This is a genomic window from Oceanobacillus profundus (assembly GCF_003515705.1).
GTDB lineage: Bacteria > Bacillota > Bacilli > Bacillales > Amphibacillaceae > Oceanobacillus > Oceanobacillus profundus.
Map to the genome: position 1 here is coordinate 182,194 of NZ_QWEH01000001.1, position 26,203 is coordinate 208,396.

Below are 26,203 nucleotides of genomic sequence, written 5' to 3' on the forward strand. Positions count from 1 at the left end.
TTTATCGATTTGCTCTTGACAAAAATGCGTTTTCAATTGAGAATGATAATCAGTGGAAGCTTTTTTAAGGAGTGAAAGAAAGTGAAACAGGATGAATTATTTGATGTGACGGTAATTGGGGGAGGGCCAGCTGGGCTATATTCAGCTTTTTATAGTGGTTTAAGGGAAATGAAGACTAAGATTATTGAATATCAGCCAGTTCTTGGCGGGAAAGTTCATGTATATCCTGAGAAAATGATTTGGGATATTGGCGGGTTAACACCGACCCCTGCAGCAAAATTTATTGATCAAATCATTGAGCAAGGTTTAACCTTTCATCCAACCGTAGTAATGAATGAGAAGATTGAATCCATCAATAAAAATGATGAAGGCATGTTCGTCTTACAAGCAGCTTCTGGGCAAATACATTATTCGAAAACGGTAATCGTAGCTGTCGGTGGTGGAATCTTGAATCCGCAGCGACTCGATATTGAAGGCGCCGAGCGATTCGAGGTTTCGAATCTGAATTACACGGTGAAATCACTTCAACGCTTCAAAGATAAAACGGTAATTATTTCTGGTGGAGGAAATACAGCAATTGATTGGGCCAATGAGCTGCAAAGCATTGCGAAGAATGTGTTTCTTACGTATCGAAAGGATGTCCTTTCTGGTCACGAGGCACAGGCAAGCAGGTTATTAAATGGTTCAGCAGTTTGCTACTTTAATTGTTCGATTACAAAGCTAATCGCACGTGCGAATAAGGATTTAATTGAGCATGTTGAGCTAACAAACCATGAAACGAAAGAAATTGTTTCATTGCCAATAGATGAAGTCATTATAAATCATGGTTATGAGCGAGACACATCTCTTCTTGAGAACAGTCCAATTGATATTGAAATAGCAGAAGGTTACTACATTGCTGGAAATGCGAGCAGTGAAAGCTCCATTCCAGGACTCTATGCTGCTGGAGATATTTTGCATCATGAAGGGAAATTACATCTCATTGCAGGTGCATTCCAGGATGCTGCAAATGCTGTTAATAAGGCAAAGCAATATATTCAGCCAGGTGCAGAAAAGTTTGGTATGGTTTCTTCACACAATGAGCTTTTCAAACAGCGTAATCGTGAAATTATTCAGAGCATGGTGCATTGATAGAAAATGAGCAATCCTTTATATTTCATTAATATCAGTGTTTGTAAATATACAAATGTCTAAAGTAATGTGCAATATAAAACCGATTCTTTCCATTTGAAGAATCGGTTTTATATGTTTTGTACATAGAAGTCAGCTGTAGAGCGAGACAGATCTACGTACACCAAATAGGATATAGAAGACAGTTGAACACATATAAGAGCCGTTACAGTAGTAACGGCTCTTCGCATTCAAATCCTAACGTCTAGAAACTTCAGAGATGTATAATTCGTCTACAGTTTATATCGACAATGTCAAACAGTCGATACGTTTTATTCTTGTCCTTCTTCTTCTTCTCCCTCTTCTGCATCTGGCTCACCTGAATCATCTTGCTCAGCTGGCTCTTCAGTTGTAGGCTCCCCACTTGCAGGTTCTTCAGGATTTTCCTCATCCTCTGATGCACATCCAAATAATAAAGCTGTGGAAAGCATCGCTGACATCGTTACGAAAGTTAATTTTTTCAATTTCAACGTCATCACCTCTTCAGAAAAATTTGATTCTACTACAGTATAGATGAAAAATATTTATGTATTATTAATCCAGTGTTAAAATATTTAAATAAATCAAACTATTGGTAATGCTTATTAACTACATTTATATAAATGGTCATTCCTTTGTTGGGGAGGTGAACAGATTATATGAGTAAAAAGACTTAAAGTGATTTATTTGCAGAAGTATACACTGTAAATTAGGTAGGGTTATCAATTTCTTCTTGTTCATTCTTTCAATATCACAAGAGATGTATTCTTTATAACGGTGAAATACTGTGTTGTTGGATTATGGATGGATATATACATTTGTTCCGATGGAAACCATGGATGAAAGCTCTGTCACATCCTCGTTATACATTCGAACACAACCATGTGATACAGCTTTTCCTATAGAAGAAGGGTCATTTGTACCGTGGATTCCATAATGCGGCTTGGATAAACCCATCCATAATACACCGAAGGGTCCACCTGGGTTAACTTCTTTATTAACGATGATGTAATTTCCAGTCGGTGTCGGTGTTAAAATTTTGCCAACCGCAATTGGATATGTCTTCAACAACATACTAGCATCGTACAACTTGAGTTGCCGGTTATCCACCGATATATCAATCCATTTTACCAACAATATCAACTCCTGCTTTTAATTTACTTTAAGTATATGGGATTAAGCCTACTTGTGTTCATAAACGTTATCTTTCCATGGATTTTTATGAATCTTAAGGACTTCTAAATGATATAATGAAGCTACAAATTTATATAAAAAACGTGAATATGTAATGTGGAAAATGGAAGGGGATGAAACTATTTCAACCGAGAAAGAAAACGTAATCGTAGATGATATCATGCGGCAGATCGCCAATCAGACATTAAAACCTGGGACCAAGCTGCCTTCGGAATATGTACTTGTAGAAAAGTACCGAGTTCCAAGAATGACAGTACGAAATGCATTGATGAAATTAGAAGAGCAAGGAATTGTCTATTCTAAGCAAGGGAAAGGGCGCTATTTAAAAGAAGAATCAAAGCATATTGATTTGCATTTAACAGGTAAAATCAGCTTTACGGATAAAATGAAGCAACTAGGCTATGATCTAACAACCAAGAATGTTTATTGCGAAGAAATCCCCTTTGATGCAAAAATCTATCGGATTTTACAGGCAGTGGAGGGAGATACGATTTTTAAAATTGGTAGATTACGTTATATAAACGGCGAACCAGTTGCGATACATAACTCCTTTGTCAGTGAAACGAACTTCCCAGTTATCGGGAAAGATGGACCGGCAATTGAATCCATGTTTGCTTATTATCGACAGCTTGGATACGAGGAGTTCTCAAGTAATAAAACATTGCTTAGCACAACTTTTCCGACTGTCTTTGAGCAAGAATTGCTAGCCTGCAAAAGCATGGTTCCACTCATTGTCGTCGAAAGCAATTGTATCGATGGAAAATCTGAAAAATTATTAGAATATACAAAGATTTTATATCGAAGTGATAAATTTCAGTATGATATAACAATGGATTAAACAGGTAATGAATCTAATAATGGATTCCTTACCTGTTTTTTATGTTAAAAATATTTACAAAAACAATACATTCTCTTAATACACAACAACTTGGCGACAAGTTAAGCTTGATTTGTGAAGGAGGTCGTACCGAATATGAAAAGACGTAGAAGAACAGAAATTCTTATTCAAGGTGATCCTGCATTAGCAAAAAAACTTGCAGAATCCATTATAGCTATTTATGACTATCGTGAAATTATTGCTCCACAGCAAGGGCTGACAATGGTTAAAATGCGTGAGTCAGCAAAGAATTCCCTGTTTTATATGGGAGAGGTCCTAGTAACCGAATCAAAAGCAGAAATCAAAAACTGCATTGGGATTGGTATAGTTGTTGGGATGAAAAACGAGCTTGCTAGAAACCTAGCGATAATTGACGCGGCATACAAAGCGAACCTCCCAGAAACAGTTGCATGGGAAGCAGAGCTGGCAGTAGCAGAAAGGCAGATTATTCAAAAACGAGCAAAAGACCAGGCGAAGCTATTTGAAACAAAGGTAGACTTCCAGACGATGGATGTTTAAGAGAATGTCTATACATATTTTTAGAGCTTAAACATCAATCATGAGGATACTGAGAGCCTGAATCGGGAGAAATCGAAAAGATTCGATCACTTATAAAGCGTATGAGCGTCCGAACGGGAGAAAATTGAATGGGTTCGGTCACTCATGAAGCGTATGATCGCCCGAACGGGAGAAGGTCGAATCGTTTAGGTCACTCATAAAGTTGATGACTGTCCAAACGGGAGAAAATCGAATAAATTTGGTCACTCACAAATTCGAATACTAGAGATATTTAATTACTTAAATACAATTATCAAAGCTTTTATTTCCTTTTCATTAAAGTCAGACAGGAGAGATACGATGGCTATTGATCACGTGCACGATTTGCAGTTTGTCTACAAAAAAATATTGGATAGTATGTCACGGCCAGGAAAAATTGCATCGCTTCAAACGTTGGCAGGCCGCAATGATTACAATCTGCAAATGCTTGATGCAACGTTACTTACAATTATGACCCTTCTCGATCGAGAGGTGACATTTCATGTACTTATGGACAACGGACAAAACTTACCCGAAAAAATTTCGGAATATACATTAGCAACCCATACAACAATCGATAAAGCAGACTTTGTCATCGTTCTAAAAGGAACACCAGAGACAGCAATTACCAATGCGATGGCGCAATGTAAGAAAGGGAGCTTAATTGATCCACATGCATCGGCTACTTGGATCATCGAAAGCGCATTTAGCGACGTACATGAAGGCGAGCTTATGTTAACAGGCCCTGGAATAAAAGATCAAACGAAGCTGCAAACAGCGCTCACACCAGCTGTGTGGCAGGCGAGAAATGTCTGTGTGGCGGAATATCCATTAGGAATTGATTTGATGTTGACAGATGAAGGTTTACAGGTTGTTTGCATACCTCGGACAACGAAGGTCGACATGATGGAGGTGGAATAGATGGGTTATGTTGCAGTAAAGGGTGGAACGAAGGCGATTGATGCTTCCATCGAGCGTCTAACATTTGAACGGTTGAAGAATCAGGAAATCATTGAAATTGAGACAATCATGGCTACAATGAAAAGTCTGATTGACCAAATTATGTCAGAGAGCAGTTTGTATTCCCCGTATTTGGCAGCACTTGCTATTAAACAAGCAGAGGGAAGCATGGAAGAAGCTGTCTTTTTAATGCGAGCACATCGCTCGACATTACCTAGACTCTATTACAGTCAAGCAGTTGAATCCGAAACAATGCTTGTGGAACGACGGATCTCTGCTAGTTTTAAAGATATTCCTGGTGGGCAGATCCTTGGCGCGACAAAGGATTACACGCATCGTTTACTAGACTTTGAGCTACTGGAGGAAGACCCTGCAGAAAATGAAGCGTGGCTATCCAACTATCAAAAAGCATCAGAAGCAGTAAAAGCATCCGATGAGTTAGAATTTTTTCCGAAAGTAGTAGATTACTTGCGGGAAGAGGGCTTATTTGAAAACTACGAAAGAGATAATACAGATCCAGTCGATATTACGAAGCAAAGCATAGCGTTTCCGGCTTCACGAAGTGCTCGTTTGCAAGTGTTAACGAGAGGACAGACAGGTGCAGTGACAGCATTGGGCTATGCTTCGCTGCGAGGATATGGGCAAGTCCATCCAACTGTTGGAGAAGTGCGTGTTGGCAGCTTGCCGATCTATGTTGCACATCCAAATGAAGGTGAGCAGGATGAGGAGGATGCATTCTACATCGGTGAAATCCAAGTAACCGAGGTCGAGTCGTTTGTTCCGGTTACAAAAAAGAACGACGCGAATGAGCAGGAACTGGAATTTGAAATAGGCTACGGTATTTGCTACGGCCAAAATGAAACAAAGGCAATAGCGATGAGTATTTTAGATCAATGCCTGGAGCATCCAGAATCCAGTTTTCCGACACACGATGAAGAATTTGTTTTATTACATATTGATTCGGTGGAAGCTACAGGATTTATATCGCATTTAAAATTGCCGCATTATGTTACATTCCAATCGAAATTGGATAGTATCCGTAACGTCAAGAAAGGGGGACATACAGATGAAAACTAAATCCCATTTTGCATTTTTTGATGAAGGCTCGAAAAAGGAAATTCGCCGATCGATTTTAAAGGCTATTGCGATACCAGGGTATCAAGTGCCATTTGCTTCGAGAGAAATGCCGATTGCACGTGGCTGGGGAACTGGAGGACTGCAAATCACCTTATCAATTATTGGAAAAAATGACGTATTAAAAGTGATTGACCAAGGTGCAGATGAATCCGTGAATGCTGTCAGCATCAAGAAGTTAGTGCAATCGACGACTGGAGTGGAGCTTGTGGAAAGAACGCAGGAGGCAAGTATTATTCAGTCCCGACACCGGATTCCGGAAGTGCCGCTCACTCCTGAGCAAATTCTGGTCTTGCAGGTTCCAGAACCAGAACCATTGAGGCGTGTCGAAAAAAGTGCATACAAAACAAAAATCCTCCATTCGGAAAATGATTATAGTGGTGCATGGCTTATGCTATTTGAACAAATTATGAAGTACGGGAGAACGGCTACAGGGGCAGACCATCCTGTGTACGTGAATAACCGCTATGTGATGGCGCCGAGTCCGATTCCAAGATACGATAATCCGAAAATGCATCAGTCGGAAGCATTGATTTTACTTGGTGCAGGGAGAGAGAAGAAAATTTATGCAATCCCACCTTATACGGATGTGGAGTCGCTTGCTTTTGATGACTATCCATTTGCAGTAGAAACCTTTACCGGAAAGAGCTGTCATTTATGCGGTGCGGAGGATGTCTTTTTAGATGAGTTGGTTGATCCGGCTACAAACGAAACGATCTATCAATGCAATGATACGAGCTATTGCATTGAACGGTTAAATAAGAAAGAGGAAGTCGAGGTGGAGACAAGCCATGCATGAAGAGCCTCTATTGAAGGTGAGAAATTTACAAAAGCAGTTTGGCGATGGATGCAGCAGATGTAAGGAAAGACAGAACTTAGAAAAAAATTACTGTCCAAATTGCGGGACTGTCTATGCTTGTCATGATATTTCATTTGATTTATTCGCCGGGGAAATCCTTGGAATTGTCGGGGAAAGCGGCAGTGGCAAATCGACGATGATGCAGTGCTTGTATTTTGATGCGGAGGTCACATCTGGAGCAGCATACATTGATGGTGGACCAGGTTCAGCCGAACAGAATGTATTTGAACTGTCGTCCCAGCAGAAGCGTTACATTCGCAATCATCAGTATGGCATGGTTTATCAAAATCCCGTGCATGGATTAAAAATGAATTTTTCCTCGGTTGGAAATATAGCGGAAAAGCTCATTGCAGCTGGGAAACGGAATGTATCCGAGATGGAGGAAACTAGTAAAAGCTTACTGCAAAATGTACATATTCCGCTGTTTCGAATGAAGGAAGAGCCGAGGAATTTCTCGGGTGGCATGCAGCAGCGCGTGCAAATTGCCAAGGCGCTGTCAAATAACCCGCCAATTTTATTTTTAGATGAAGTAACCACTGGTCTTGATCTATCTGTGCAAGCAAATGTGCTCGATCTTATTAAGAAAATTCAGCGTGAGCTTGGAATTAGCATGATCGTTGTTTCCCATGATTTAGCGGTTATCCGCATGCTGGCGGATCGTACGATTGTGATGCTGAATGGTTCCATTATTGAGGAAGGTCTGACAGATCAAATCTTAGAGGATCCGCAGCATGCATATACTCAGCAATTGGTTTACTCATTACTTTAGAAGCTGTTCAAAAAGTCCGGTATCCTTTTGAACTCTTATTTATAGGGAGGAACGTTGATGGTTCTTATCATTCATAATGGAAAAATTGTAACAGAAAATGAAATTTTAGAAGGATATGCAGTGGTTGTGAGCGGTGAAATCATTCAGGAAATTACCCCAGAAGAAAAGCTATCTGAATATCCGAATGCCAAGTGGATTGATGCAAACGGAGGCTACATTTCCCCGGGCTTTATCGACATTCATTCCGATTATATTGAAGGAATTGTCTCACCAAGACCAACAAGCATGATGGATGTCAATATTAGCTTGCGTGAAGCAGAGAAAATCCTAATTAGCCATGGAATTACAACAATGTTTCATTCGCTATCCTTTTATCGCGAGGATGTTTTTACCCATAAACCGATGCGCTACCCGAAAAATGTTCAGCGTCTAGTCGATGCGATTGATGCGACACATAATGAATTGCGCTTGATTCGCCACCGTCTGCACGCACGCTTTGAAATCGATAATATTGATGAAGTGGATCGTCTTGTTGAAAATATTGAAAATGACAAGGTGCATTTATTATCGTTTATGGATCATACGCCAGGTCAAGGACAGTACAGAGATTTAGAAGTGTACAGGGAAACGTTAAAAGGCTATCGCGATATCTCTGATTCCGATGTGCAAACCATCATCGCAGAACGCCAAAACAGTACTTTTATGACGATTGAAAAAATAAAAGAAGTTGCGGAGATAGCTTTAGCGAAAGGTATTGCCGTTGCCTCCCACGACGATGATGATGTTGCTAAGATTGATTTAGTAAAATCCTTTGGAACGACGATTAGTGAATTTCCGATTACATTGGAGGTCGCTAAAAAGGCTAAGGAAATGGGATTGCAGACTGTTGCTGGGGCTCCAAATGTGCTGTTAGGCGGCTCGCATTCTGGAAATTTATCAGCAGCAGAAGCAATCAAGCATGGCTGTATTGACATTCTTTGCAGTGATTATTATCCAGCTGCATTACTCCATGCAATCTTCGAATTACACGAAAAGCATCATTATGATTTACATGAAATGTTCCGGATGGTCACGATTAATCCAGCTAGAGCGGTACGGATGGATGATGAGCTTGGCTCCATTAAACCTGGTAAAAAAGCGGATCTCTTAATTATTGAGCGAATGGATGATGGCTATCCGATGCTGACCATGACAATGGTAAACGGAGCAGTTATCACGACGACGAACTACCGATTGAACTAAAAGGAGGGTAGCTAACATGACAATGCTTGACGTGAATGATTTTGGCAAGAGGTTCACAATTCATCATTTAAATAAAACAATGCAAGCAGTAGAACAGGTTAATTTTTCTATAGAGAAAGGTGAATTTATTGGGATTGTTGGTAAAAGTGGCAGCGGAAAATCGACTATTTTAAAAAGCATTTATCGTTCCTATTTACCAGATGCAGGCGAAATTATGTATGATTCTGCACGGTTTGGAAGGATTGATTTATGCCAAGCGACAGAACGACAAATGCTTTATTTAAGGAAATATGAGATCGGCTATGTGTCGCAATTTTTAAATGTGATGCCACGAACGACATCAAGACAGCTTGTGGAAAAGGCGCTCCTTGAGATGGGAGAAACGGAATCAGTTGCACAGATTGAAGCGGAAAAGGCGTTAATCCATTTTGAATTGGATCCAAAACTTTGGGATACGTACCCGAACACCTTTTCAGGCGGAGAAAAACTGCGATTAAATATAGCAATGGCAACGGTGAAAAAACCACGACTTTTATTGCTCGATGAGCCGACTGCAAGCTTGGACCAGCAATCGAAGCTAAAGGTACGTGAAATTATTGAAAAATTAAAAGCAAATGGCACGACGCTCGTAGGGATATTCCATGATATTGAATTTATGGAGGGACTCTGCGATAAGGTCTACGATATGCGGGCAGGTAAGCTTCTTGCCGAAGCTGGTGTTACGAATGAAGGTTGATTTACATGTCCATAGCACATATTCCGATGGATCCGATTCGATTGAAATGGTGATGCGTGAAGCACAGTTGAATGGTGTAACACATCTTAGCTTTGTGGATCATGATACGACAGCGGGATTGCTTGAAACACAACGCTTAGGAGAGCATTATGGAATTGAGGTTATTCCTGGAATCGAGATTTCAGCTTACGACTTTAAGCGAGATCTTAAAGTGCATATTCTGGGATATAACTATCAGCCAGAAGCACGTCATATTAAACAGCTCTGTGATTCGCTTTTAAAACGTCGTCATGCACACACGCTTTGGCAAATCGAGCAGATCAAGAAGGTCGGGTTTAGACTCGATTTAGATACGATAAGCAAAGCCGCAAAGCCAAGTGAAACAATCTATAAGCAGCATGTGATGCAGCAGCTAACAAGTGCTTCTTATTCATCCGATGCCTATCAATCGCTCTACAAGAGGCTTTTTAAAGGAGACGGGCCAGCAGCAGGCGATATCGAATATGTCGATGCTTTTGATGCTGTTCGTGCAGTGGTCGCGGATGGCGGGATTGCGGTTGTAGCACATCCAGGGCAATTGGATTCCTATGAACTGATACCAGAACTTATAGAGGTTGGATTAGGTGGCATTGAACGTAATCATATAGATCACGATGAACAGGACGTGTTAAAAGTTGAATCATTAGCGAATCAATATCAGCTGATAATGACTGGTGGCACAGACTATCATGGTTCATTTGGAAAGAGTGTTCAGATAGGAAATATAACGAGCCCGATAAACCTATTATTTAGTTAGTTTGAATTATCTTAAGATACTGTTAAAACAATGTAAATAGCCTATTTTTTTGAAAAAATTATGTTTTAATAGTAGCTGTGCAGGTAGGGGTTGAATGAAACATTAACAATCCTTATGCGTGAATGTTATGCTGCACATCTAAATTTAAAAGGTGAAGGAGAACTCATTCATGAAGAAGAACTGGTATTTAGTAGGAATGCTCGCTTTAGTACTTGTAATGCTTGCGGCTTGTTCTGGCGGAACAGCTTCAGGTGAGGATGGAGAAGTAGATGATGTCATTGATATTGTTTGGTATCCGAATGAATCTGGTAATGATATGAAATCTTCGCGTGATGAAATTGGACGAGTGATCGAAGAAGCAACAGATAAGGAAGTAGAACACCATCTAACAACCGATTATGCGATTGCAATTGAAACACTTGTTAACAATAATGCAGATGTTGCGTTTATGGGTGCAGTTGGATACATTGAGGCTAAAAATGGAAATGATGCGGTAGAACCTTTAGTCGTTCCATCTGGTGAATCTGGTACATTAGACGATGCGATTTACTATAGCTGGTTAGCAGTAAACGTGGATGAGCAAGATAATTTTAAAGTAGACGGTGAGTTTTCACTAGATACAATTGCTGATAAACCTTTCTCTTTTGTGTCAAACAGTTCAACTTCCGGGTTTGTCGTACCATCCTCTGGAATCATTGAACATTTCAGTGAGCAAGAAGAATATGCAGATTTAACTGGGGAGGATCTAATGGAAGGTGGTCCATTATTCTCTCAAGTATTATTTGGTGGGTCACACCAAGGTTCGGCAGTTAATCTTTTAAATAACTCTGCTGAAGTAGCAGCGTTCTGTGATACATGCGTAGAAAACTATGTAGAGCTTGTTGAAGGGGAAGCAAACACACCTGGAGCTGTTTATCGTGTGAAAGACGATGCTGCAGAACCATTCAATACAGTTGCTGGTAAAGAATTTGTTTTAATGAGCGTAACACCAGTATTGAATGCACCATTTGCCGCAAATATGGATGTATTAGGACAAGAGGATTTTGATATATTGCAAGAACTATTTTCTTCAGATGAGATTGCAAATAACGAACAAATCTTTGTACCGGAAGATTCTGGTGAGTCTGGATTATTCTTTAAATCAGGTGAGGAACGATTTATTCCTGTTGAAGATTCCTGGTTTGACCCAATTCGTGAGCTTTCAGAATAAGTAGATTACACATGGAGATAGAGTGTGCATAAGGTTGAATGCATACTCTATTTTACTAAATAGGTGACAAAGGAGCGGAAAAACATGTCATTACTACAAGTAGAAGGACTTGGGAAATCGTATAACTTAGAAACAAAAGTATTAAAAGATGTTAATTTTACTGTGGAAACTGGTGAGTTTGTTTCGGTTATTGGTCCATCTGGTGCAGGGAAATCTACACTATTACGTTGCATCAATCGGATGGTTGAAATCAATGAGGGGAAGGTAATTTTCAATAACCTAGATGTCGGATCACTAAAGAAAAAAGACTTGCGGAAATTGCGTACTGACATCGGGATGGTATTTCAGCACTATAATCTAGTGCCACGTTTAACCGTAATTGAGAATGTCCTTCATGGTAGGTTTGGCTACAAAACAACCTTACAAGGCGTGTTAGGACGATTTAGTGAAGAGGAGAAGGAACAGGCCTTTTTCTTGCTTCAGAAGCTTGGAATTGAAGAGCATGCGTATAAGCGCTGTGACCAATTAAGTGGTGGGCAGCAGCAGCGCGTTGGCATTTGCCGTGCACTGATCCAAGATCCAAAGCTTATTCTCTGCGATGAGCCAATTGCCTCTTTGGACCCCAATTCCTCCAAGGTTATTATGGATCACTTAAAGTCAATCACAAATGACTTAGGCATCACCTGTCTAGTAAATCTACACCAAGTAGAGGTTGCCCAAGACTATTCGGATCGAATTATTGGGCTGAGAAAAGGCGAAATTGTGTTTGATGGAAAAAGTGCTCTTCTGCGTGAGGAACAAATTAATCATATCTACGGTACGGAACGACGAGAATTAATTACGGTATAAGGAGCAATTAAGCGTGAATGAAAAAGCGATGCGAAAAAGCAGATGGATCACAACAGTATCCTTAATTATCATTATTGGTATAACCTATTTATCAGCAGTTATTACAGAATTCAACTTTATCGACAGCGTTGCAACATTACCAAAAGCGTTAAGCTGGATCTTCGCAAATCTCTGGATCACACAAGAAACATGGGAAAGACTGCCTGCGATCTTAGGTAAGCTCAATGAAACGATTTTTATGTCGATAGCAGCAACAACACTTGCGGCAATTATTTCGTTGTTCCTAGGTTTAATGGGATCAAAAACAACAAAAGTAAACAATGTCTTCAGTGTGCTTGCTCGGTTGATTGCCTCTTTTTCACGGAATATACCGGTTGTTGCATGGTCACTCATTTTACTAATTTCATTTGGACAAAATTCCTTGACTGGGTTTTTGGCTTTATTTGTTGGTACGCTTGGATTTTTAACAAGGGCATTTATTGAATCAATTGATGAAGCTAGCCAAAGTGCTGTAGAAGCATTGCAGGCTACGGGAGCGACGTATGCACATATTGTAAATAAGGCGGTTATTCCACAAAGCTTACCACAAATGCTAAGCTGGATTTTATTTATGATTGAAACGAATATCCGAAGCGCTACATTAGTCGGGATTTTAACAGGTACAGGAATCGGGTATACGTTTGATTTATATTACAAGTCTCTAAACTATAACGCTGTAGCACTTGTAACTTTTACAATTGTCATTGCCGTCATCATTATAGAACTGATTTCAAACCGGATACGGAAGGTGATCTTATAATGGAAATGCTAAGAGGAGGAGCACAGCCAAAGCAAACCTACATAAAACGGACGCGGACTGGTCGAATTAATATTAAAGCTGGAAATAAGGTTGAGCTCGTAACAAAGTGGACCATTGCAATGTTAGCTGTCTTAACGATTATGGCTTTCTTTTTCTTTGACTACACAGGGTTGCAGTTAGAACGCGCTATTACCGAAACAGCATATAATTTAAAGACGATGTTCTTAGAGCCAACTTTAAGTCATTTCAGCTGGGGAGAGGCTTTCCATCAAATTGGCATTACGGTTGGGTTGGGTGTTTTAGCAACGGTAATTGGAGCAATTATTGCTTTGTTTCTAGCCTTTTTAGCAGCTGAAAACCTATCCAAGCCATGGATTTCAAAATCGGTACGTGTTGTTGTAGCATTTATTCGTGCTGTTCCAACTGTATTATGGGTTCTCATTTTTGCAATTGCCGCGGGTCTTGGCAGTGAAGCTGCTGTACTTGGTATGCTATTTCACTCAATCGCTTATTTGGTGAAGGCTTTCTCCGAATCATTTGAAGAGGTCGATCGGGGTATTTTAGAAGCAATGCGAGCAACCGGCTCTAATTGGTGGCATATGGTAACACATGGCGTGCTCCCGTCTACCTTTACGTATTTACTATCCTGGACATTTTTACGATTCGAAATTAATTTCGGTGTCGCTGTCGCAATGGGCGCCGCGGCAGGAGCTGGCGGTATTGGATTTGAGCTCTTTATGGCATCGGGTTTCTATTTTGACTTGCGCGAGGTTGGATTTATCACGTACGCAATCCTCATTATCGCAATTATTTTAGAAATAGTTTCAACACAATTGAAAAATCGTTATTTCCCAGCGGCCGCAAAGAATTGAGTTTTGTATGAACCCCCTTTTTAATCAGCATATGTCAGATTATTAATATAAAAAGTATTTTGTTCTATTTAACCGTGATGAGTGCTTTTATTCTGCCATTTCATGATTCTATTAAACCGATCGCATTTTATTTAACTGTGGCCATCGTTCTAGGGTGGGGCGCACTGCTTTTGTGATCGGGGTTTGTTTCGATCTTCAAAAAAGTTTTTATAAAGCATGACAAGATCTTTCGAGCAGCGATGAGTTTATTGCTGGTTTATTCTGCGGTAACGATTTTTCTTTAAGTTGAACAAAGTGGAAATGATTTACTTCAAAAAGAAAAGCGCCACATTTGCGGTGCTTTTCTTTCGTTTGAGTAAATACTGTTATTCCTTCACAATCAACATATCATTCTCATCAAATTGCCAGCTCTCGCCATAAGCAACTTCCCAATAAAATCCATTCGGATCTTGGAAATAGCCGCTATATCCGCCCCAGAACACAATCTCAGGTGCTTTTACAATTTTAGCGCCAGCTTTTTCAGCAACTGCAAAAACCTCATCGACTTCTTCTTTCGATTTCCCGTTATATGCCAGCGTAATTCCGCCAAAACCGATACTAACTTGCGGTGGATTCTCTTCATCAATATCTTTTGCTAACCGATCAATCTGGAACAAGGATATTTTTGTTCCGCCATTATTGAAAAAAATAACATCTGGATCGGATTCCTCGCCATAGACAACAACGTCAAATCCAAGTCCATCCCGATAAAACGCTAACGATTCTACCATGTCCTTTACACCTAATGTGATTAAATTTAAACGATTCATTCAATCATCTCCTTATTCTACAGCTTTTTCAATAATCGAGAAGCTAGCCTCATCGCAATCTATTTCAGTCTGAGCCCCATATGGAAGCATAAACTTTGGTTCGGTGTGGCCGAAGTTCATGTTATAAAGAATTGGCAAGTCCGCTAATCCATATTCCTGCATAACTGTGCGTATCGCTTCTTTGTATTCAGTGTAATACATTTCATCATAAGGCTTGGCAAAAAGGATACCATTTGTTTTTTGTAAAATACCTTGTGCAGCGTAATTTCGCAGCCAATATTTCATCAGATCTGGCTTTGGTTTTTCCTCTGAGGTTTCAAAGAAAAGAATACTGTCATCCCAATAGCTTTCCTCTGGCCAGAGCGCTGTACTTTTTGCAAATTCAAGAACATCCATACAACCGCCAATCAACCTGCCTTGTACGACACCAGTTCCCTGCAGCACTTCATAAGCCGAATTTGGCTGCATCTTCCTCTGAGTGTCTTTGTTTGCGATATCCCACTCTAAAAATTCACTTGTCCATTCCATAGAAGGTTTAATTTCTCCAATTTTTTCATTCGAGAAAAGCGTTTGCTGAATGCTTTTTACGGTGTAAGGGTGCATCTCGATATTTTCAGCGAAATCGGTTAAGATAGCTGGACCGTAAAATGAGGAAAGTCCCGCTTTATGACAAAATAAATGAGCTATCGTAACATCTGAATAACCCATAAATATCTTCGGGTTTTCATGGATGGTCTCGAAATCGATATAGGGTAGCAATCGGATACTTTCTTCGCCACCAATGTTAGCGATAATTCCTTTAATGCTTTTATCGGCAAATGCTGTCATCAAATCCTCGGCTCGAGCCTCTGGATGTGCGTAGAGATAGTCCGACCCTTTCAAGCTGTTTGGCATAGCGACAACTTCTAGATCAAATACATCCTTTAATCGTTGGACACCTTGCTCATAGCGCCATCGTATTGGTTCATCACCAGCACCTCCCCAAGAAGGACTGACCGTTGCAACTTTGTCTCCGGGCTGTAATTTATTTGGTTTTTTCAATAATGTTCTCATCTCATCCATCCCCTCCATCAGATTAAAGATAACGTAATTTTGTTATTCCCAATAACACATCTGTAATAGATTGCCATCAGGGTCATATAGGTTAAAAAATTGATTCACACCATCATCTTGGATAGCAGTTACGTTTACATTTTTGTCTGTTAAATGATCAAATACCTGTTTGATATGTTGCGTGTAAAAGATAGGGTATACTTGATTTGCCTGTAGAGCTTTACTCGTTCTATTTTCCTCAATGGTTAATGGAACATTACTATCTCCAATTTTTAAAATGCGATAGCTGTTGTCGCTAAAAACTTCCCGGAATCCAAGGACATCTTGATACCATGTGCTTGCTTTGGCTACATTGCTGACAGGCAAGCAAATCGTGTCGATACGTTCAATTAAACGCAAGGGCACGTTCTCTTGTTGAATTCCGTATTTTTCTTTAAATACCGGACTCAGCTCACTCCAGACATCAAATTTATTTCCGTCTAAGTCATGAAATACGAAGTTTCTGCCCACATGCCCTCGATCTTCCACTTCCTCAGCATAAACGTCACGTTCTCGAAGTGTTTTATGTAATTCCATCAGTGCATCAATTCCATCCACTTCAAATGTAAGGGAAAAGTGTTCCGTATTGGCTGTGTTAATAAAATTGGCACGTTGGCCTTCTGCAGACTTTACCAAGAAAAAACTTTGGTTAGCAAGATCGATAATTGCCTTTTCTGCATCTTGAAAACGAACTTGTGCATCAAGCTTGTCCACATACCATTTTGATGCATGCTCTATATTCATAACAGGAATATAGATAGTTCCTACCCTTATTAGACTGCTATTCAAGTTGAGCCCCCCTTTAGTTGGTTCCGTTGAAACTCTTTCATAAGATATTCGCTATTCAGGTGGTAGAAACCTTTAATAGGAACCGAAAAAAGTAAAAGAAGCTGCGTGCAGCAGCTCCTCTTGACCATCTATTATGGTGACGGACGATTCGGTCCATGCAATTTAACACCAGTCTTATTCTCTTTTTTTAATGCATTTAACTCTTCCTTGCTTTTATTTTTTGATTTTGGCCTTCCAGACATCTGAATCCCTCCTTTGCTGATTAGTGTGTCTTATTTTTTAAAAAAGATAATTGATATCATAATATTGCCTTCCTATCATGATGGGATTGTATGGTATGGTTAATAATGCTGAAGTTGGTAAGGGGAATGCTGATATTCGAGTTAAATTTGCTGATGTTTAAGGGAGAAAAGCTGAAGTTCACTATTAGAGGGTGCTGCTCTTCGCACCCGGATCGGATTAGTAGCAGCTAAGTTGAAGGGCTCTATACATAAAAAAGGCTGAACATACATTCAGCTTTCTCCTATCCCAATTATTTTGGTGAAATGGGTATCCATATCTCGCTTTTAAAATTCGGCGACGAGACATCATTATGTTCATTCCATAAAATTCTAGGACCTTCCGCTTGTTCATAATTTGCAGAAGGGAACCATTCGGAATAGATTCGCCCCCAGACATTTTGTAACGTGTCAGGGGAGGGACCAATTCCTTTAAGGATAGAATAGCAAGTAGTGAATAGTTCTACCCGACATTATGTGCCCGGTTTGGCAGGGTACTTCCATTCTAATAGTAGCAGGTACATAAATGTAAAAGTAATTGTGTAAAATTTTAGTAAAAATAAAAAATACGATAGACTTGTCCAAATAACGTGTTAAAATTAACATAGGAAGTTACATAAGAAGGTGAAAATCGATGAAATTTTGGATGAGAAAACTAGCAGTTGTCTTCGTAACCATCTTCACATTAGGAATGTACAGTCCGACAGCTCTTTTAGAGATTGATGCGGATGAAAATGAAGACGCATTTGCCTCTGGAGCAGATATAAACAACCATTCTGGTCCTGTAACGGAATTACGAGAAGAAATTGATTATACGTTACCCTTGCCTATAGTAGAGGCGAATCCGAAAGAACAAGCCGTGAAAGAGTTAACTGAGCAGGCCAAGGAACAAGCGCTTATCAAATTCGGCTCTAGAATTGCAAGCCAGGTAGAGACGGAGTTCACAGACATCATTTTACCAAACATCGAAGCAGTTTTAGCTTCTATTTTAGACGAATCTGGTACAGATAATTACGCCTATTTTGCAATTACAGAAAACCCCGCTGAAGGCTATGGAGAACGAATTTTTAATGTATATGATGAAAAAAGAGGGCAAGATATTGCAAAGTTCCATGTGCGCCGGGATAACCGTCCGCTAGAAGGACATTATTTCAATTTCCATTATCATGTCAGCAGCGATGGATTTAAGGAGCATCACGATATTGGCGAAATCTATTGGGATAAAAATACACCACCGAGGTGGATGGCATAGATTCGTGAGCTGCTTTCTCATTGTTAGAGACAATCTAACAATGAAAAAGCAGCTTCTATTTTTTTATCGAGCTCCCCCATCGAACTCCACTAACAACTCCCCAATCTTCCAATCACGAATAACCTCATCTGCAGCATAATCAAGCTCGGTCCTCTCTTGATTCACAATCACCAATTTAGCTCCGCTTTCCTTTGCGATAAGGGGAAATTGATTCGCGGGTGTAACGCTTAACGAGGAACCTAGCACAATAAATAGATCTGCCCGTTCCGCTTCTTCTAAAGCCATTTGAAAAGCATCTGATGGTAATGTTTCACCAAACAAGACGATAGAAGGGCGAAGAATTCCGCCACAGGAACAGTGATATTCCTTTTTAATATATTCTTTACTGTCGTATACTTTCCCGCAGGATTGGCAGTGCAGTTTTTGCAATGTGCCGTGAAGCTCGGCAACCCGTTTACTGCCTGCAAGTTGATGAAAACCATCGACATTTTGGGTGATAATCGATTGGATAACGCCGCGCTTTTCCCAATCGGCTAGAATCAGATGGCCTTTATGTGGATGATACTCCTTCACACCAAGTACGCGTTCACGATAAAATGCAATAAATTCATGTACATTATTATTTAACGTATCCGTACTAGCAATTTTACTAGGATCCTTTTTCTGCCAAAGTCCTTGGTTTACTGAGCGGAAGTCTGGCAGTCCGCTTTCTGTTGACATCCCGGCACCCGTGAAGACAACAGAATAGCTTGCATCACGCAACCATTCTTTCAACATGAAATTCCCCCTTCGATTCATTCTAGATAGTTCCATTATACAACAGCTATTATAATTGACATCAAAAAAGGGATGTGTTATTAAATGATTAGGGATTAGCACTCCATGTCATAGAGTGCTAAAAAACTGACTGAAAAAAGGAGATGAATAGTATGAGCAAGGTAGCATTTAAAGCAGAATCGAAGAAACTATTAGATATGGTTATCAACTCCATTTATTCACAGCGTGAGGTCTTCTTAAGAGAACTTATTTCCAATGCGAGTGACGCCATTGACAAAATCTATTACAAAGCACTGACAGATGATTCTCTTTCGTTTAATAAAGATAGCTACTACATAAAAGTAGATCCAAATAAAGATACACGTACATTAAAAATTACAGATACAGGGATTGGGATGACGAAGGAAGAGCTAGAGGACAACCTTGGTGTCATTGCAAAAAGTGGTTCCCATACATTTAAAACAGAAAATGAAATCAAAGATGGCCATGATATTATCGGCCAGTTTGGTGTTGGTTTCTATGCGGCATTTATGGTAGCTGATAAAGTAACGGTGATCAGTAAGTCCATTGAAAGTGATGAAGCATTTAAATGGGAATCAACAGGTCCTGATGGCTACACCATTACCCCTGCAGAAAAAGCACAGGTTGGTACAGAAATCATTTTAGAAATTAAAGAGAATGAAGAAGAAGAGAACTATGATGAGTTTCTAGAAGAATATCGCTTGAAACAAATCATCAAAAAGTACTCCGACTTTATCCGCTATCCAATCAAAATGGATATAACGGAAAGTAAGTTAAAAGAAGGATCAGAGGACGAGTATGAAGATGTAACCCACGAACAAACAATCAATACGATGGTTCCAATCTGGAAAAAGAACAAAAGTGAACTCACTGACGAAGACTATGAGAATTTTTACAATGAAAAGCATTACGGCTATGACAAACCATTAAAGCATATTCACATTAATGTCGATGGAACGATTCGTTATAATGCGATTCTGTACATTCCAGAAAACGCACCACATAACTATTATACGAGGGAATTTGAAAAAGGACTTGAGCTCTATTCCAATGGCGTATTGATCATGGATAAATGCGCTGATCTGCTCCCAGACTATTTTAGCTTTGTGAAGGGAATGGTAGACTCCGAAGATCTATCATTGAACATTTCCAGAGAGATGCTCCAGCATGATCGCCAGCTTAAGCTGATCGCGAAAAACATGAATAAAAAAATCAAAACACAATTACAAAGTATTTTACGAGATGATCGCGAGAAATATGAGAAGTTCTATAAATCATTCGGTCAACAGCTGAAATATGGTGTATATAGTGACTTTGGTCAGAATAAAGACTTGTTACAGGATCTATTATTGTTCTATTCTTCAAAAGAGAAGAAGCTCGTCACATTAGATGAGTACGTTTCACGCATGCCAGAGGAACAAAAATTTATTTACTATGCAACTGGCGAATCCAATGAGCGGATTGAAAAGCTTCCACAAACTGAACTTGTGGCAGATAAAGGTTATGAAATATTATTCTTTACCGATGAAATCGATGAATTTGCCATCCGCATGCTAATGAACTATAAAGAGAAAGAATTCAAGTCTGTATCTAGTGGTGATTTAGGTATTGAGGATGATCAAAAGGATGCAACTGAAGAAGCGCAGGAAGAAAATAAAGATCTGTTCGCATCGATGAAAGAAATTTTATCGGGCAAAGTAAAAGAAGTGCGCGCATCAAAACGATTAAAATCACATCCTGTCGTATTAACAGCAGATGGGGAAATCTCGATTGAAATGGAAAAAATAATTAATGCAATGCCAGATGACCAAAACATCAAGGCTGAAAAAGTGCTAGAGATCAATGTAAATCATGAAATTTTCCAAGCGCTGAAAAAAGCACAGGACCAAGATAAAGAAAAATTGAATTTATATACAAACCTCCTTTACAATCAAGCACTCCTCATCGAAGGACTGCCAATCGAAGACCCAGTTGACTTTACGAATGATATTTGTAAAGTAATGGTGTGATACAAACAAGGCCCCTGCATGATGCAGGAGCCTTGTTTGTATATTTGCTAAGAAATGAAACTCGTCCGCACGAAACTCGAAGCTAAGACACTATCCCGCGCCTCTAAAGCATCAAACCCGAAGCTAAGAAACCATCCCGCACCACTAAAGCACCAAATTCAAAACTAAGACACCATCCCGCACCACTAAAGCACCAAATTCAAAACTAAGACACCATCCCGCACCACTAAAGCACCAAACCCAAAATTAAGGCACCATCCCGCACCGCTAACGCACCAAAACTCAAACTAAGACCCCCCCCCCGCGCCGCTATCGCACCAAGCAAAAAAACGCCAAGGACTATCCCCTGGCGTCATCTAATTAAATCTACTTCCGATACATTTTAAACTGCAAAAACAATTCATTATAATAAGCTAGATTCTGCTGTCCTAGATTCTCATAAACCTCGAGACGTTCTGTTAAATCTGGTGCTGGATAGAATCGTTCATCCTCCACCATATCTTCCGGCATGTAATTCAATGCCTCTTTATTCGGCGTAGAGTAGCTGACATATTCTGTGTTTTGCGCCGCTACTTCCGGGTCCATCATAAAGTTAATAAATTGATGCGCTGCTTCGACGTTACGGGCTGTCTTCGGAATTACGAAATTATCAAACCAGAGGTTCGATCCTTCCTCGGGAACGACGTAATCAATATCCTCGTTTTCCCACATAATATCAGCTGCATCACCAGACCAGCCGACAGCAATAGCTGCCTCCTCGTTTTGCATGAGTAGCTTGTTTTCATCACCAACAATTGCTTTTACATTTGGCGTAAGCTCTTTTAGTTTGTCTAATGCTTCCTGCAAATGCGCAGGTTCGGTATCGTTCAATGAATAGCCTAGGCTGTTTAGCCCCATACCCATGATTTCCCGGGCGCCATCAATCAGCAAAATTTGATTTTCGAATTCCGGATTCCATAAATCATTCCAGCTGGTGATCTCTGTTCCTGCTGGTAGTAATGTTGGATTAAAAACAATTCCAACTGTTCCCCAGAAGTAAGGGAGAGAATAACGATTTCCAGGGTCAAATGCTAAATCCAAGAATCGTTCATCTAAATGCTGCATGTTCGGCAACAGCGAATGATCAAGCTCAAGCAGCAGATCTTCCTCGACCATTTTTTCAACCATATATTCCGAAGGGATAGCAACATCATAGGATGTTCCGCCTTGCTGGATTTTCGTCATCATCGCTTCATTGGAATCAAATGTTTCATAAATAATCGTGATTCCTGTTTCCTCCTGAAAGCGACTAATCAATTCTTCATCAATATAATCACCCCAGTTGTACACAGTCAACGTATTGCCACCAGAAAATCCTTGGGAAGCATTTAAACGATTAATCATCACGATCAGGACGATAGAAACAATTACAATTACAAGGAATGCTCTGAAAAGATTTTTCATCTTCTGAAGTCAACTCCTTTCGCACCACTGCCGCTACGTTGTGTTAAGTAGTAATACACAACAACAAGCACAATGGTTACAACAAATAAAATCGTTGAAAGTGCATTGATGTTCAAGGAAATCCCTCTTCGTGCTAACGAGTAAATCTCAACAGAAAGCGTTGTGAACCCATTTCCTGTTACGAAAAATGTAACTGCAAAGTCATCCAATGAATACGTTAACGCCATAAAGAATCCGGCAAAGATGCCCGGTGCAATATACGGCAGAATCACCTTCGTTAACACATTCCATTGACTTGCCCCGAGATCACGTGCAGCATCAATTAGTGTAGGACTCATTTCCATAAGTTTAGGCAGAACGAGCAGTACAACAATCGGAATGCTGAATGCAATATGGGACAGCAGCACGGAGTAGAAGCCTAGCTGAATTCCTGCCATCGTAAATAAAATAAGGAAGGAAGCACCGATAATAACATCAGGGCTGACAACCAAAATATTATTCAATGCAAGCAACGTATTTTTCGTTTGTCGTCTTTTATATGCTTGAATGCCAATTGCTCCCAAAACCCCAACCACAGTGGAAATCAATGCAGATAATAATGCGATTACTAATGTATTTAAAACAATAATAAGCAGCCTCGTGTCATGAAGCAATTCTTTATACCAATCCAATGTAAAGCCTTCAAACCCACTCATTGTACCGCCACTATTGAACGAATAAAAAATCAAATAGAAGATCGGTGCATATAGGATGAAAAAGATAATAACCAAAAAGATATTCGAGGCAAAGGATGATTTTCTCTCCATATTACGCACCTCGCTTTCTAAATCCTGTTAAGCCCATAAAAAGGAACATAATGAGGATTAAAAATACGGCAATGGTTGAACCCATTCCCCAATCCTGTGTAACCAGAAAGTGCTGTTCGATTGCTGTGCCTAGAGTGATCACACGGTTTCCTGCAATCAATCGTGTCAGCATAAATAGGGATAGAGCCGGAATGAATACAACTTGGATGCCTGACTTCACCCCGTCAATCGTTAACGGGAAGATTACTCTACGGAATGTTGTCCATCCTGAAGCCCCTAAATCCTTTGCTGCATATAGCAAACTCGGATTTAAGTTATCCAATGCATTAAAAATCGGCAAAATCATAAATGGAATGAAAATATATACTGAAACAAATACAAAACTGAAATCGGTAAACAATAGCTGTCTTGAGCCAATACCAATCCATTCCAGAAAATTATTGGCTGCACCATAGGCTCCGAATATCCCAATAAATGCATAGGCTTTTAACAATAGGTTAATCCATGACGGGACAATGATTAACAATAACCAAAGCTGTTTATGCTTTGTTCGCGTAAGTAAATATGCTGTCGGATAAGCTACCAATAAGGAGATAGCCGTAATAAGAAACGCATACCAAAACGAGCTTAACGTCATCTGTAAATAAACAGGGGTAAAGAAATTTTTATAATTCACTAGTGAAAAATTACCTTCAATATCAAAAAAGGAATAATACAAAACAAGAAAAATTGGTGCAATAACAAACAAAATGATCCAGAGTGCATACGGGATCATATACAAATTGCGCGTGCCTTTATTTTCCATCAGCTACCCCCTCCGAATACGAATCTAAACGGCGGTCAAAGTCTTCTTCCGTTTCGTTAAAGCGCATGACGTGAATAGCCTCTGGCTCAAATTGAAGCCCGATTTTATCCCCAACTGTTGCTTTTTTCGTTGATTGGACAAGCCATTCATTGCCTTCTTGGTCAAGTCCGGTGATTTCATAATGCACCCCGCGGAAAAGTTGTGAGTGTACCTCGATTTGCAGCATGCCATCTTCAAACGATGTAATCTGTAAATCCTCTGGACGAATCACGACTTCAACCGGCTCATTAGGGTTCATTCCTTGGTCAACACATTCGAAATTCCCGCCACCGAATGAGACAAGGAAGTCTTCAATCATGGTTGCTTTTACGATATTGGACTCTCCAATAAAGTCGGCAACAAATCGATTGATTGGTTCATCATAAATATCGTTAGGTGTACCACTTTGCTGAATTCTTCCTTTATTAATAACAAAGATTTCATCAGACATGGCAAGCGCTTCTTCCTGGTCATGTGTGACAAAAATAAACGTAATCCCAAGGCGGCGCTGCAGCTCACGCAATTCGTACTGCATTTGATAACGAAGCTTTAAGTCGAGTGCAGACAACGGCTCATCAAGCAGAATAACCTCTGGTTCATTGACAATAGCCCGGGCGATTGCAACACGTTGGCGCTGACCGCCAGACATCTCTTTAATTTCCCGGTCCTCATAACCGGAAAGGTTCACGAAGCTTAAAGCTTCTTTTACTTTGGCTGCAATTTCCGATTTTTTCATTTTTTTAATACGCAGTCCAAACGCGACATTTTCAAAAACATTTAAATGAGGAAAAAGGGCGTAATCCTGAAACACTGTATTTACTTGACGTTTGTTAGCTGGAATATGGTTAATCTTTTTCCCGTTAAAATAAATATCACCTGAAGTTGCTTCTGTAAAACCAGCAATCAAGCGAAGTATTGTTGTTTTACCGCAGCCAGAGGGACCAAGCAACGTATAAAATTTCCCTCTTTCTATCTCAAAGCTGACTCGATCCAATACAGGGGGATCCTGGTCATATTGCTTTGTAACATTATGAAATTGAATAATAGCAGAATTCGTCATAGCAATCTCCTTTATATAAAAATGACATGATGCAGTTGATTTGATGGAATTTGAAACGTTTGTTAATTGATAAGATTAGCGTTTAGGTGAACAGGGTATAGAAATCTAAAGGTTTATTGCCTTATCGTGAATCCAGTAGGTTCAACGGCGCTTCTGCCTTTACGTTTTTGTTCACTTTTTCTCAGATTCGAGATAATTATACATGAAAAGTAAAAAAAAGAAATTACTTTTTTTCATTGAATAAAACGTCTCTATCACGAGGATGTTAAGTGATAGAATCCAACGTCATAAAATGGACAAATTTATAAATAAAAGTGACACGTTGTCATGAAAATTATTGACACATGACATTGTGTCATTTAAAATAAAAATTGAACAACATGACATGATGTCACAAGGGAGAAGTATGGAGGAAGGAAATGCCTAAACTTACATTTTTTAATCTACCGGAGATGAAGCGGAACAAATTAATCAGAGCAGCCGAAGCAGAGTTTTCAAGAGTTCCATTGTCTCAAGCCTCCATTTCAAACATTGTAAAAGCTGCAGAGATTCCGCGGGGAAGTTTTTATCAATACTTCGAGAATAAAGAGGATGCATATTATTTTTTATTGGAGGAGCAGTGGAATAAAAGGCAGGATAAATTTATTGCTTCGTTGAATAAGTATAATGGGGATATTTTTGAAGCATTCAAAGAGCTATTCCAGCTCATGCTTGAGGAAAAGAAGACAGAGGATGGCTACAATTTTTTAAAGAATGCTCTACTGAATGTGACACATGAAATTGAGGATGTATTCACAAGGATTTTTGATGAAAAGCAAATCGATACCAACAGATTGAAGGAAATAACGCCACTCATCAACAAAGAATGTTTGAATATATCTGGTGAAGATGAGTTCTATCATATTATTCAGATCATTACGTCGGTCACATTCCGCAATTTAGTGGAAAAGTATTCGCGGAATATGTCCAAGGAAGAAGCCCTGGAGAACTTCATTATTGAAATGAATTTGCTTAAAAAGGGTTTATACAAGTAATTTACC

Annotated in this window: 28 protein-coding genes and 1 pseudogene; 17 read left to right on the forward strand and 12 right to left on the reverse strand. The window is 39.6% G+C overall.

Annotated elements, in window-relative coordinates:
• The first annotated feature begins 81 nt into the window (after positions 1-81).
• Entirely contained in the window at positions 82-1,131 is a 1,050-nt protein-coding gene (locus D1B32_RS00835) for an NAD(P)/FAD-dependent oxidoreductase (protein WP_118888369.1), read from the forward strand.
• Positions 1,132-1,442: 311 nt separating this feature from the next.
• Here D1B32_RS00835 and D1B32_RS00840 read toward each other — a convergent pair whose 3' ends face one another.
• Together D1B32_RS00840 and D1B32_RS00845 are read right to left on the reverse strand one after the other, a co-directional pair.
• Positions 1,443-1,640 carry a hypothetical protein gene (locus D1B32_RS00840; protein WP_095310504.1) on the reverse strand — a complete coding sequence of 66 codons (198 nt, stop codon included), beginning with the start codon at positions 1,638-1,640 and terminating at the stop codon, positions 1,443-1,445.
• Between the two features lie 307 nt (positions 1,641-1,947).
• Entirely contained in the window at positions 1,948-2,283 is a 336-nt protein-coding gene (locus D1B32_RS00845) for a L,D-transpeptidase (protein WP_118888370.1), read from the reverse strand.
• A 154-nt stretch (positions 2,284-2,437) separates the two neighbouring features.
• Between D1B32_RS00845 and D1B32_RS00850 the strand changes: the two genes are divergently transcribed.
• From D1B32_RS00850 to D1B32_RS00910, 13 genes are all read left to right on the forward strand, one after another.
• Positions 2,438-3,181, forward strand: coding sequence for a GntR family transcriptional regulator (locus tag D1B32_RS00850; RefSeq protein WP_240033694.1), 744 nt, complete (start codon positions 2,438-2,440; stop codon positions 3,179-3,181).
• A gap of 135 nt (positions 3,182-3,316) precedes the next feature.
• Positions 3,317-3,739, forward strand: coding sequence for a phosphonate C-P lyase system protein PhnG (phnG, locus tag D1B32_RS00855; protein ID WP_118888371.1), 423 nt, complete (start codon positions 3,317-3,319; stop codon positions 3,737-3,739).
• A gap of 339 nt (positions 3,740-4,078) precedes the next feature.
• Positions 4,079-4,678, forward strand: a complete 600-nt coding sequence (gene phnH / locus D1B32_RS00860) for a phosphonate C-P lyase system protein PhnH (RefSeq protein WP_118888372.1) — start codon at positions 4,079-4,081, stop codon at positions 4,676-4,678.
• Positions 4,679-5,794 carry a carbon-phosphorus lyase complex subunit PhnI gene (locus D1B32_RS00865; RefSeq protein WP_095310512.1) on the forward strand — a complete coding sequence of 372 codons (1,116 nt, stop codon included), beginning with the start codon at positions 4,679-4,681 and terminating at the stop codon, positions 5,792-5,794.
• Positions 5,784-6,650, forward strand: a complete 867-nt coding sequence (locus D1B32_RS00870) for an alpha-D-ribose 1-methylphosphonate 5-phosphate C-P-lyase PhnJ (protein WP_095310514.1) — start codon at positions 5,784-5,786, stop codon at positions 6,648-6,650. Before D1B32_RS00865 ends, D1B32_RS00870 begins: the two co-directional genes overlap by 11 nt.
• A complete protein-coding gene (locus tag D1B32_RS00875) occupies positions 6,643-7,479 on the forward strand; it encodes an ATP-binding cassette domain-containing protein (RefSeq protein WP_095310516.1) in 837 nt (278 codons plus the stop codon). Before D1B32_RS00870 ends, D1B32_RS00875 begins: the two co-directional genes overlap by 8 nt.
• A 57-nt stretch (positions 7,480-7,536) precedes the next feature.
• Positions 7,537-8,721: a phosphonate metabolism protein PhnM gene (phnM, locus tag D1B32_RS00880; protein WP_095310518.1), complete on the forward strand. Its 1,185-nt coding sequence runs from the start codon at positions 7,537-7,539 to the stop codon at positions 8,719-8,721.
• 16 nt (positions 8,722-8,737) lie between these two features.
• Positions 8,738-9,457 (forward strand): phosphonate C-P lyase system protein PhnL, encoded by a 720-nt coding sequence (phnL, locus tag D1B32_RS00885; RefSeq protein WP_118888373.1) that lies wholly within the window; start codon positions 8,738-8,740, stop codon positions 9,455-9,457.
• Positions 9,447-10,253, forward strand: a complete 807-nt coding sequence (locus D1B32_RS00890) for a PHP domain-containing protein (RefSeq protein WP_118888374.1) — start codon at positions 9,447-9,449, stop codon at positions 10,251-10,253. Before phnL ends, D1B32_RS00890 begins: the two co-directional genes overlap by 11 nt.
• Positions 10,254-10,422: 169 nt before the next feature.
• On the forward strand, positions 10,423-11,463 hold the full coding sequence (locus D1B32_RS00895) for a PhnD/SsuA/transferrin family substrate-binding protein (protein WP_118888375.1): 1,041 nt from the start codon (positions 10,423-10,425) through the stop codon (positions 11,461-11,463).
• A gap of 84 nt (positions 11,464-11,547) precedes the next feature.
• Positions 11,548-12,312 carry a phosphonate ABC transporter ATP-binding protein gene (gene phnC / locus D1B32_RS00900; protein ID WP_118888376.1) on the forward strand — a complete coding sequence of 255 codons (765 nt, stop codon included), beginning with the start codon at positions 11,548-11,550 and terminating at the stop codon, positions 12,310-12,312.
• 13 nt (positions 12,313-12,325) lie between these two features.
• Positions 12,326-13,111: a PhnE/PtxC family ABC transporter permease gene (locus tag D1B32_RS00905; RefSeq protein ID WP_095310526.1), complete on the forward strand. Its 786-nt coding sequence runs from the start codon at positions 12,326-12,328 to the stop codon at positions 13,109-13,111.
• A complete protein-coding gene (locus D1B32_RS00910; protein WP_095310528.1) occupies positions 13,111-13,983 on the forward strand; it encodes an ABC transporter permease subunit in 873 nt (290 codons plus the stop codon). The genes D1B32_RS00905 and D1B32_RS00910 overlap by 1 nt, the downstream gene beginning before the upstream one ends.
• A gap of 365 nt (positions 13,984-14,348) precedes the next feature.
• Here the strand turns inward: D1B32_RS00910 and D1B32_RS00915 are convergent, their stop codons facing one another.
• The 5 genes and pseudogenes from D1B32_RS00915 to D1B32_RS00930 form a co-directional block, all read right to left on the reverse strand.
• Entirely contained in the window at positions 14,349-14,792 is a 444-nt protein-coding gene (locus D1B32_RS00915) for a VOC family protein (protein WP_095310530.1), read from the reverse strand.
• Between the two features lie 12 nt (positions 14,793-14,804).
• A complete protein-coding gene (locus tag D1B32_RS00920) occupies positions 14,805-15,845 on the reverse strand; it encodes a S66 family peptidase (RefSeq protein ID WP_118888377.1) in 1,041 nt (346 codons plus the stop codon).
• A gap of 42 nt (positions 15,846-15,887) precedes the next feature.
• On the reverse strand, positions 15,888-16,250 hold the full coding sequence (locus D1B32_RS24185; protein ID WP_240033712.1) for a VOC family protein: 363 nt from the start codon (positions 16,248-16,250) through the stop codon (positions 15,888-15,890).
• A gap of 18 nt (positions 16,251-16,268) precedes the next feature.
• Positions 16,269-16,673 (reverse strand): annotated as a pseudogene (locus D1B32_RS24190) (VOC family protein); the annotation flags it as partial.
• Between the two features lie 532 nt (positions 16,674-17,205).
• Positions 17,206-17,391 carry a GyrI-like domain-containing protein gene (locus D1B32_RS00930; RefSeq protein ID WP_095310551.1) on the reverse strand — a complete coding sequence of 62 codons (186 nt, stop codon included), beginning with the start codon at positions 17,389-17,391 and terminating at the stop codon, positions 17,206-17,208.
• 194 nt (positions 17,392-17,585) lie between these two features.
• Between D1B32_RS00930 and D1B32_RS00935 the strand changes: the two genes are divergently transcribed.
• Complete coding sequence (locus D1B32_RS00935; RefSeq protein ID WP_095310536.1) at positions 17,586-18,203, forward strand: YpjP family protein; 618 nt, start codon at positions 17,586-17,588, stop codon at positions 18,201-18,203.
• A 63-nt stretch (positions 18,204-18,266) separates the two neighbouring features.
• Here the strand turns inward: D1B32_RS00935 and D1B32_RS00940 are convergent, their stop codons facing one another.
• Positions 18,267-18,980, reverse strand: coding sequence for an NAD-dependent protein deacylase (locus tag D1B32_RS00940; RefSeq protein ID WP_118888379.1), 714 nt, complete (start codon positions 18,978-18,980; stop codon positions 18,267-18,269).
• A gap of 152 nt (positions 18,981-19,132) precedes the next feature.
• Here D1B32_RS00940 and htpG point away from each other — a divergent pair, with 152 nt between their 5' ends.
• Entirely contained in the window at positions 19,133-21,010 is a 1,878-nt protein-coding gene (htpG, locus tag D1B32_RS00945) for a molecular chaperone HtpG (protein ID WP_118888380.1), read from the forward strand.
• A 366-nt stretch (positions 21,011-21,376) separates the two neighbouring features.
• Here the strand turns inward: htpG and D1B32_RS00950 are convergent, their stop codons facing one another.
• Genes D1B32_RS00950 through D1B32_RS00965 form a run of 4 tightly spaced genes read right to left on the reverse strand, consistent with a single transcriptional unit; the run spans position 21,377 to position 25,163 of the window.
• Entirely contained in the window at positions 21,377-22,453 is a 1,077-nt protein-coding gene (locus tag D1B32_RS00950; RefSeq protein WP_118888381.1) for an ABC transporter substrate-binding protein, read from the reverse strand.
• A complete protein-coding gene (locus D1B32_RS00955) occupies positions 22,450-23,259 on the reverse strand; it encodes an ABC transporter permease (protein WP_118888382.1) in 810 nt (269 codons plus the stop codon). Before D1B32_RS00955 ends, D1B32_RS00950 begins: the two co-directional genes overlap by 4 nt.
• A 1-nt stretch (position 23,260) precedes the next feature.
• Positions 23,261-24,064, reverse strand: a complete 804-nt coding sequence (locus tag D1B32_RS00960; protein WP_118888383.1) for an ABC transporter permease — start codon at positions 24,062-24,064, stop codon at positions 23,261-23,263.
• Positions 24,054-25,163: an ABC transporter ATP-binding protein gene (locus D1B32_RS00965; RefSeq protein WP_118888384.1), complete on the reverse strand. Its 1,110-nt coding sequence runs from the start codon at positions 25,161-25,163 to the stop codon at positions 24,054-24,056. Before D1B32_RS00965 ends, D1B32_RS00960 begins: the two co-directional genes overlap by 11 nt.
• Positions 25,164-25,582: 419 nt before the next feature.
• Here D1B32_RS00965 and D1B32_RS00970 point away from each other — a divergent pair, with 419 nt between their 5' ends.
• Positions 25,583-26,197 carry a TetR/AcrR family transcriptional regulator gene (locus D1B32_RS00970; RefSeq protein WP_095310562.1) on the forward strand — a complete coding sequence of 205 codons (615 nt, stop codon included), beginning with the start codon at positions 25,583-25,585 and terminating at the stop codon, positions 26,195-26,197.
• Positions 26,198-26,203: the final 6 nt, after the last annotated feature.

Coding starts and splice junctions, on each gene's coding strand:
- D1B32_RS00850 (WP_240033694.1), top strand. CDS start 2,438: ATGTGGAAAATGGAAGGGGATGAAACTATTTCAACCGAGAAAGAAAAC.
- phnG (WP_118888371.1), top strand. CDS start 3,317: ATGAAAAGACGTAGAAGAACAGAAATTCTTATTCAAGGTGATCCTGCA.
- phnH (WP_118888372.1), top strand. CDS start 4,079: ATGGCTATTGATCACGTGCACGATTTGCAGTTTGTCTACAAAAAAATA.
- D1B32_RS00865 (WP_095310512.1), top strand. CDS start 4,679: ATGGGTTATGTTGCAGTAAAGGGTGGAACGAAGGCGATTGATGCTTCC.
- D1B32_RS00870 (WP_095310514.1), top strand. CDS start 5,784: ATGAAAACTAAATCCCATTTTGCATTTTTTGATGAAGGCTCGAAAAAG.
- D1B32_RS00875 (WP_095310516.1), top strand. CDS start 6,643: ATGCATGAAGAGCCTCTATTGAAGGTGAGAAATTTACAAAAGCAGTTT.
- phnM (WP_095310518.1), top strand. CDS start 7,537: ATGGTTCTTATCATTCATAATGGAAAAATTGTAACAGAAAATGAAATT.
- phnL (WP_118888373.1), top strand. CDS start 8,738: ATGACAATGCTTGACGTGAATGATTTTGGCAAGAGGTTCACAATTCAT.
- D1B32_RS00890 (WP_118888374.1), top strand. CDS start 9,447: ATGAAGGTTGATTTACATGTCCATAGCACATATTCCGATGGATCCGAT.
- D1B32_RS00895 (WP_118888375.1), top strand. CDS start 10,423: ATGAAGAAGAACTGGTATTTAGTAGGAATGCTCGCTTTAGTACTTGTA.
- phnC (WP_118888376.1), top strand. CDS start 11,548: ATGTCATTACTACAAGTAGAAGGACTTGGGAAATCGTATAACTTAGAA.
- D1B32_RS00910 (WP_095310528.1), top strand. CDS start 13,111: ATGGAAATGCTAAGAGGAGGAGCACAGCCAAAGCAAACCTACATAAAA.
- D1B32_RS00915 (WP_095310530.1), bottom strand. CDS start 14,792: ATGAATCGTTTAAATTTAATCACATTAGGTGTAAAGGACATGGTAGAA.
- D1B32_RS00920 (WP_118888377.1), bottom strand. CDS start 15,845: ATGAGAACATTATTGAAAAAACCAAATAAATTACAGCCCGGAGACAAA.
- D1B32_RS00935 (WP_095310536.1), top strand. CDS start 17,586: ATGAAATTTTGGATGAGAAAACTAGCAGTTGTCTTCGTAACCATCTTC.
- D1B32_RS00940 (WP_118888379.1), bottom strand. CDS start 18,980: ATGTTGAAAGAATGGTTGCGTGATGCAAGCTATTCTGTTGTCTTCACG.
- htpG (WP_118888380.1), top strand. CDS start 19,133: ATGAGCAAGGTAGCATTTAAAGCAGAATCGAAGAAACTATTAGATATG.
- D1B32_RS00950 (WP_118888381.1), bottom strand. CDS start 22,453: ATGAAAAATCTTTTCAGAGCATTCCTTGTAATTGTAATTGTTTCTATC.
- D1B32_RS00955 (WP_118888382.1), bottom strand. CDS start 23,259: ATGGAGAGAAAATCATCCTTTGCCTCGAATATCTTTTTGGTTATTATC.
- D1B32_RS00960 (WP_118888383.1), bottom strand. CDS start 24,064: ATGGAAAATAAAGGCACGCGCAATTTGTATATGATCCCGTATGCACTC.
- D1B32_RS00965 (WP_118888384.1), bottom strand. CDS start 25,163: ATGACGAATTCTGCTATTATTCAATTTCATAATGTTACAAAGCAATAT.
- D1B32_RS00970 (WP_095310562.1), top strand. CDS start 25,583: ATGCCTAAACTTACATTTTTTAATCTACCGGAGATGAAGCGGAACAAA.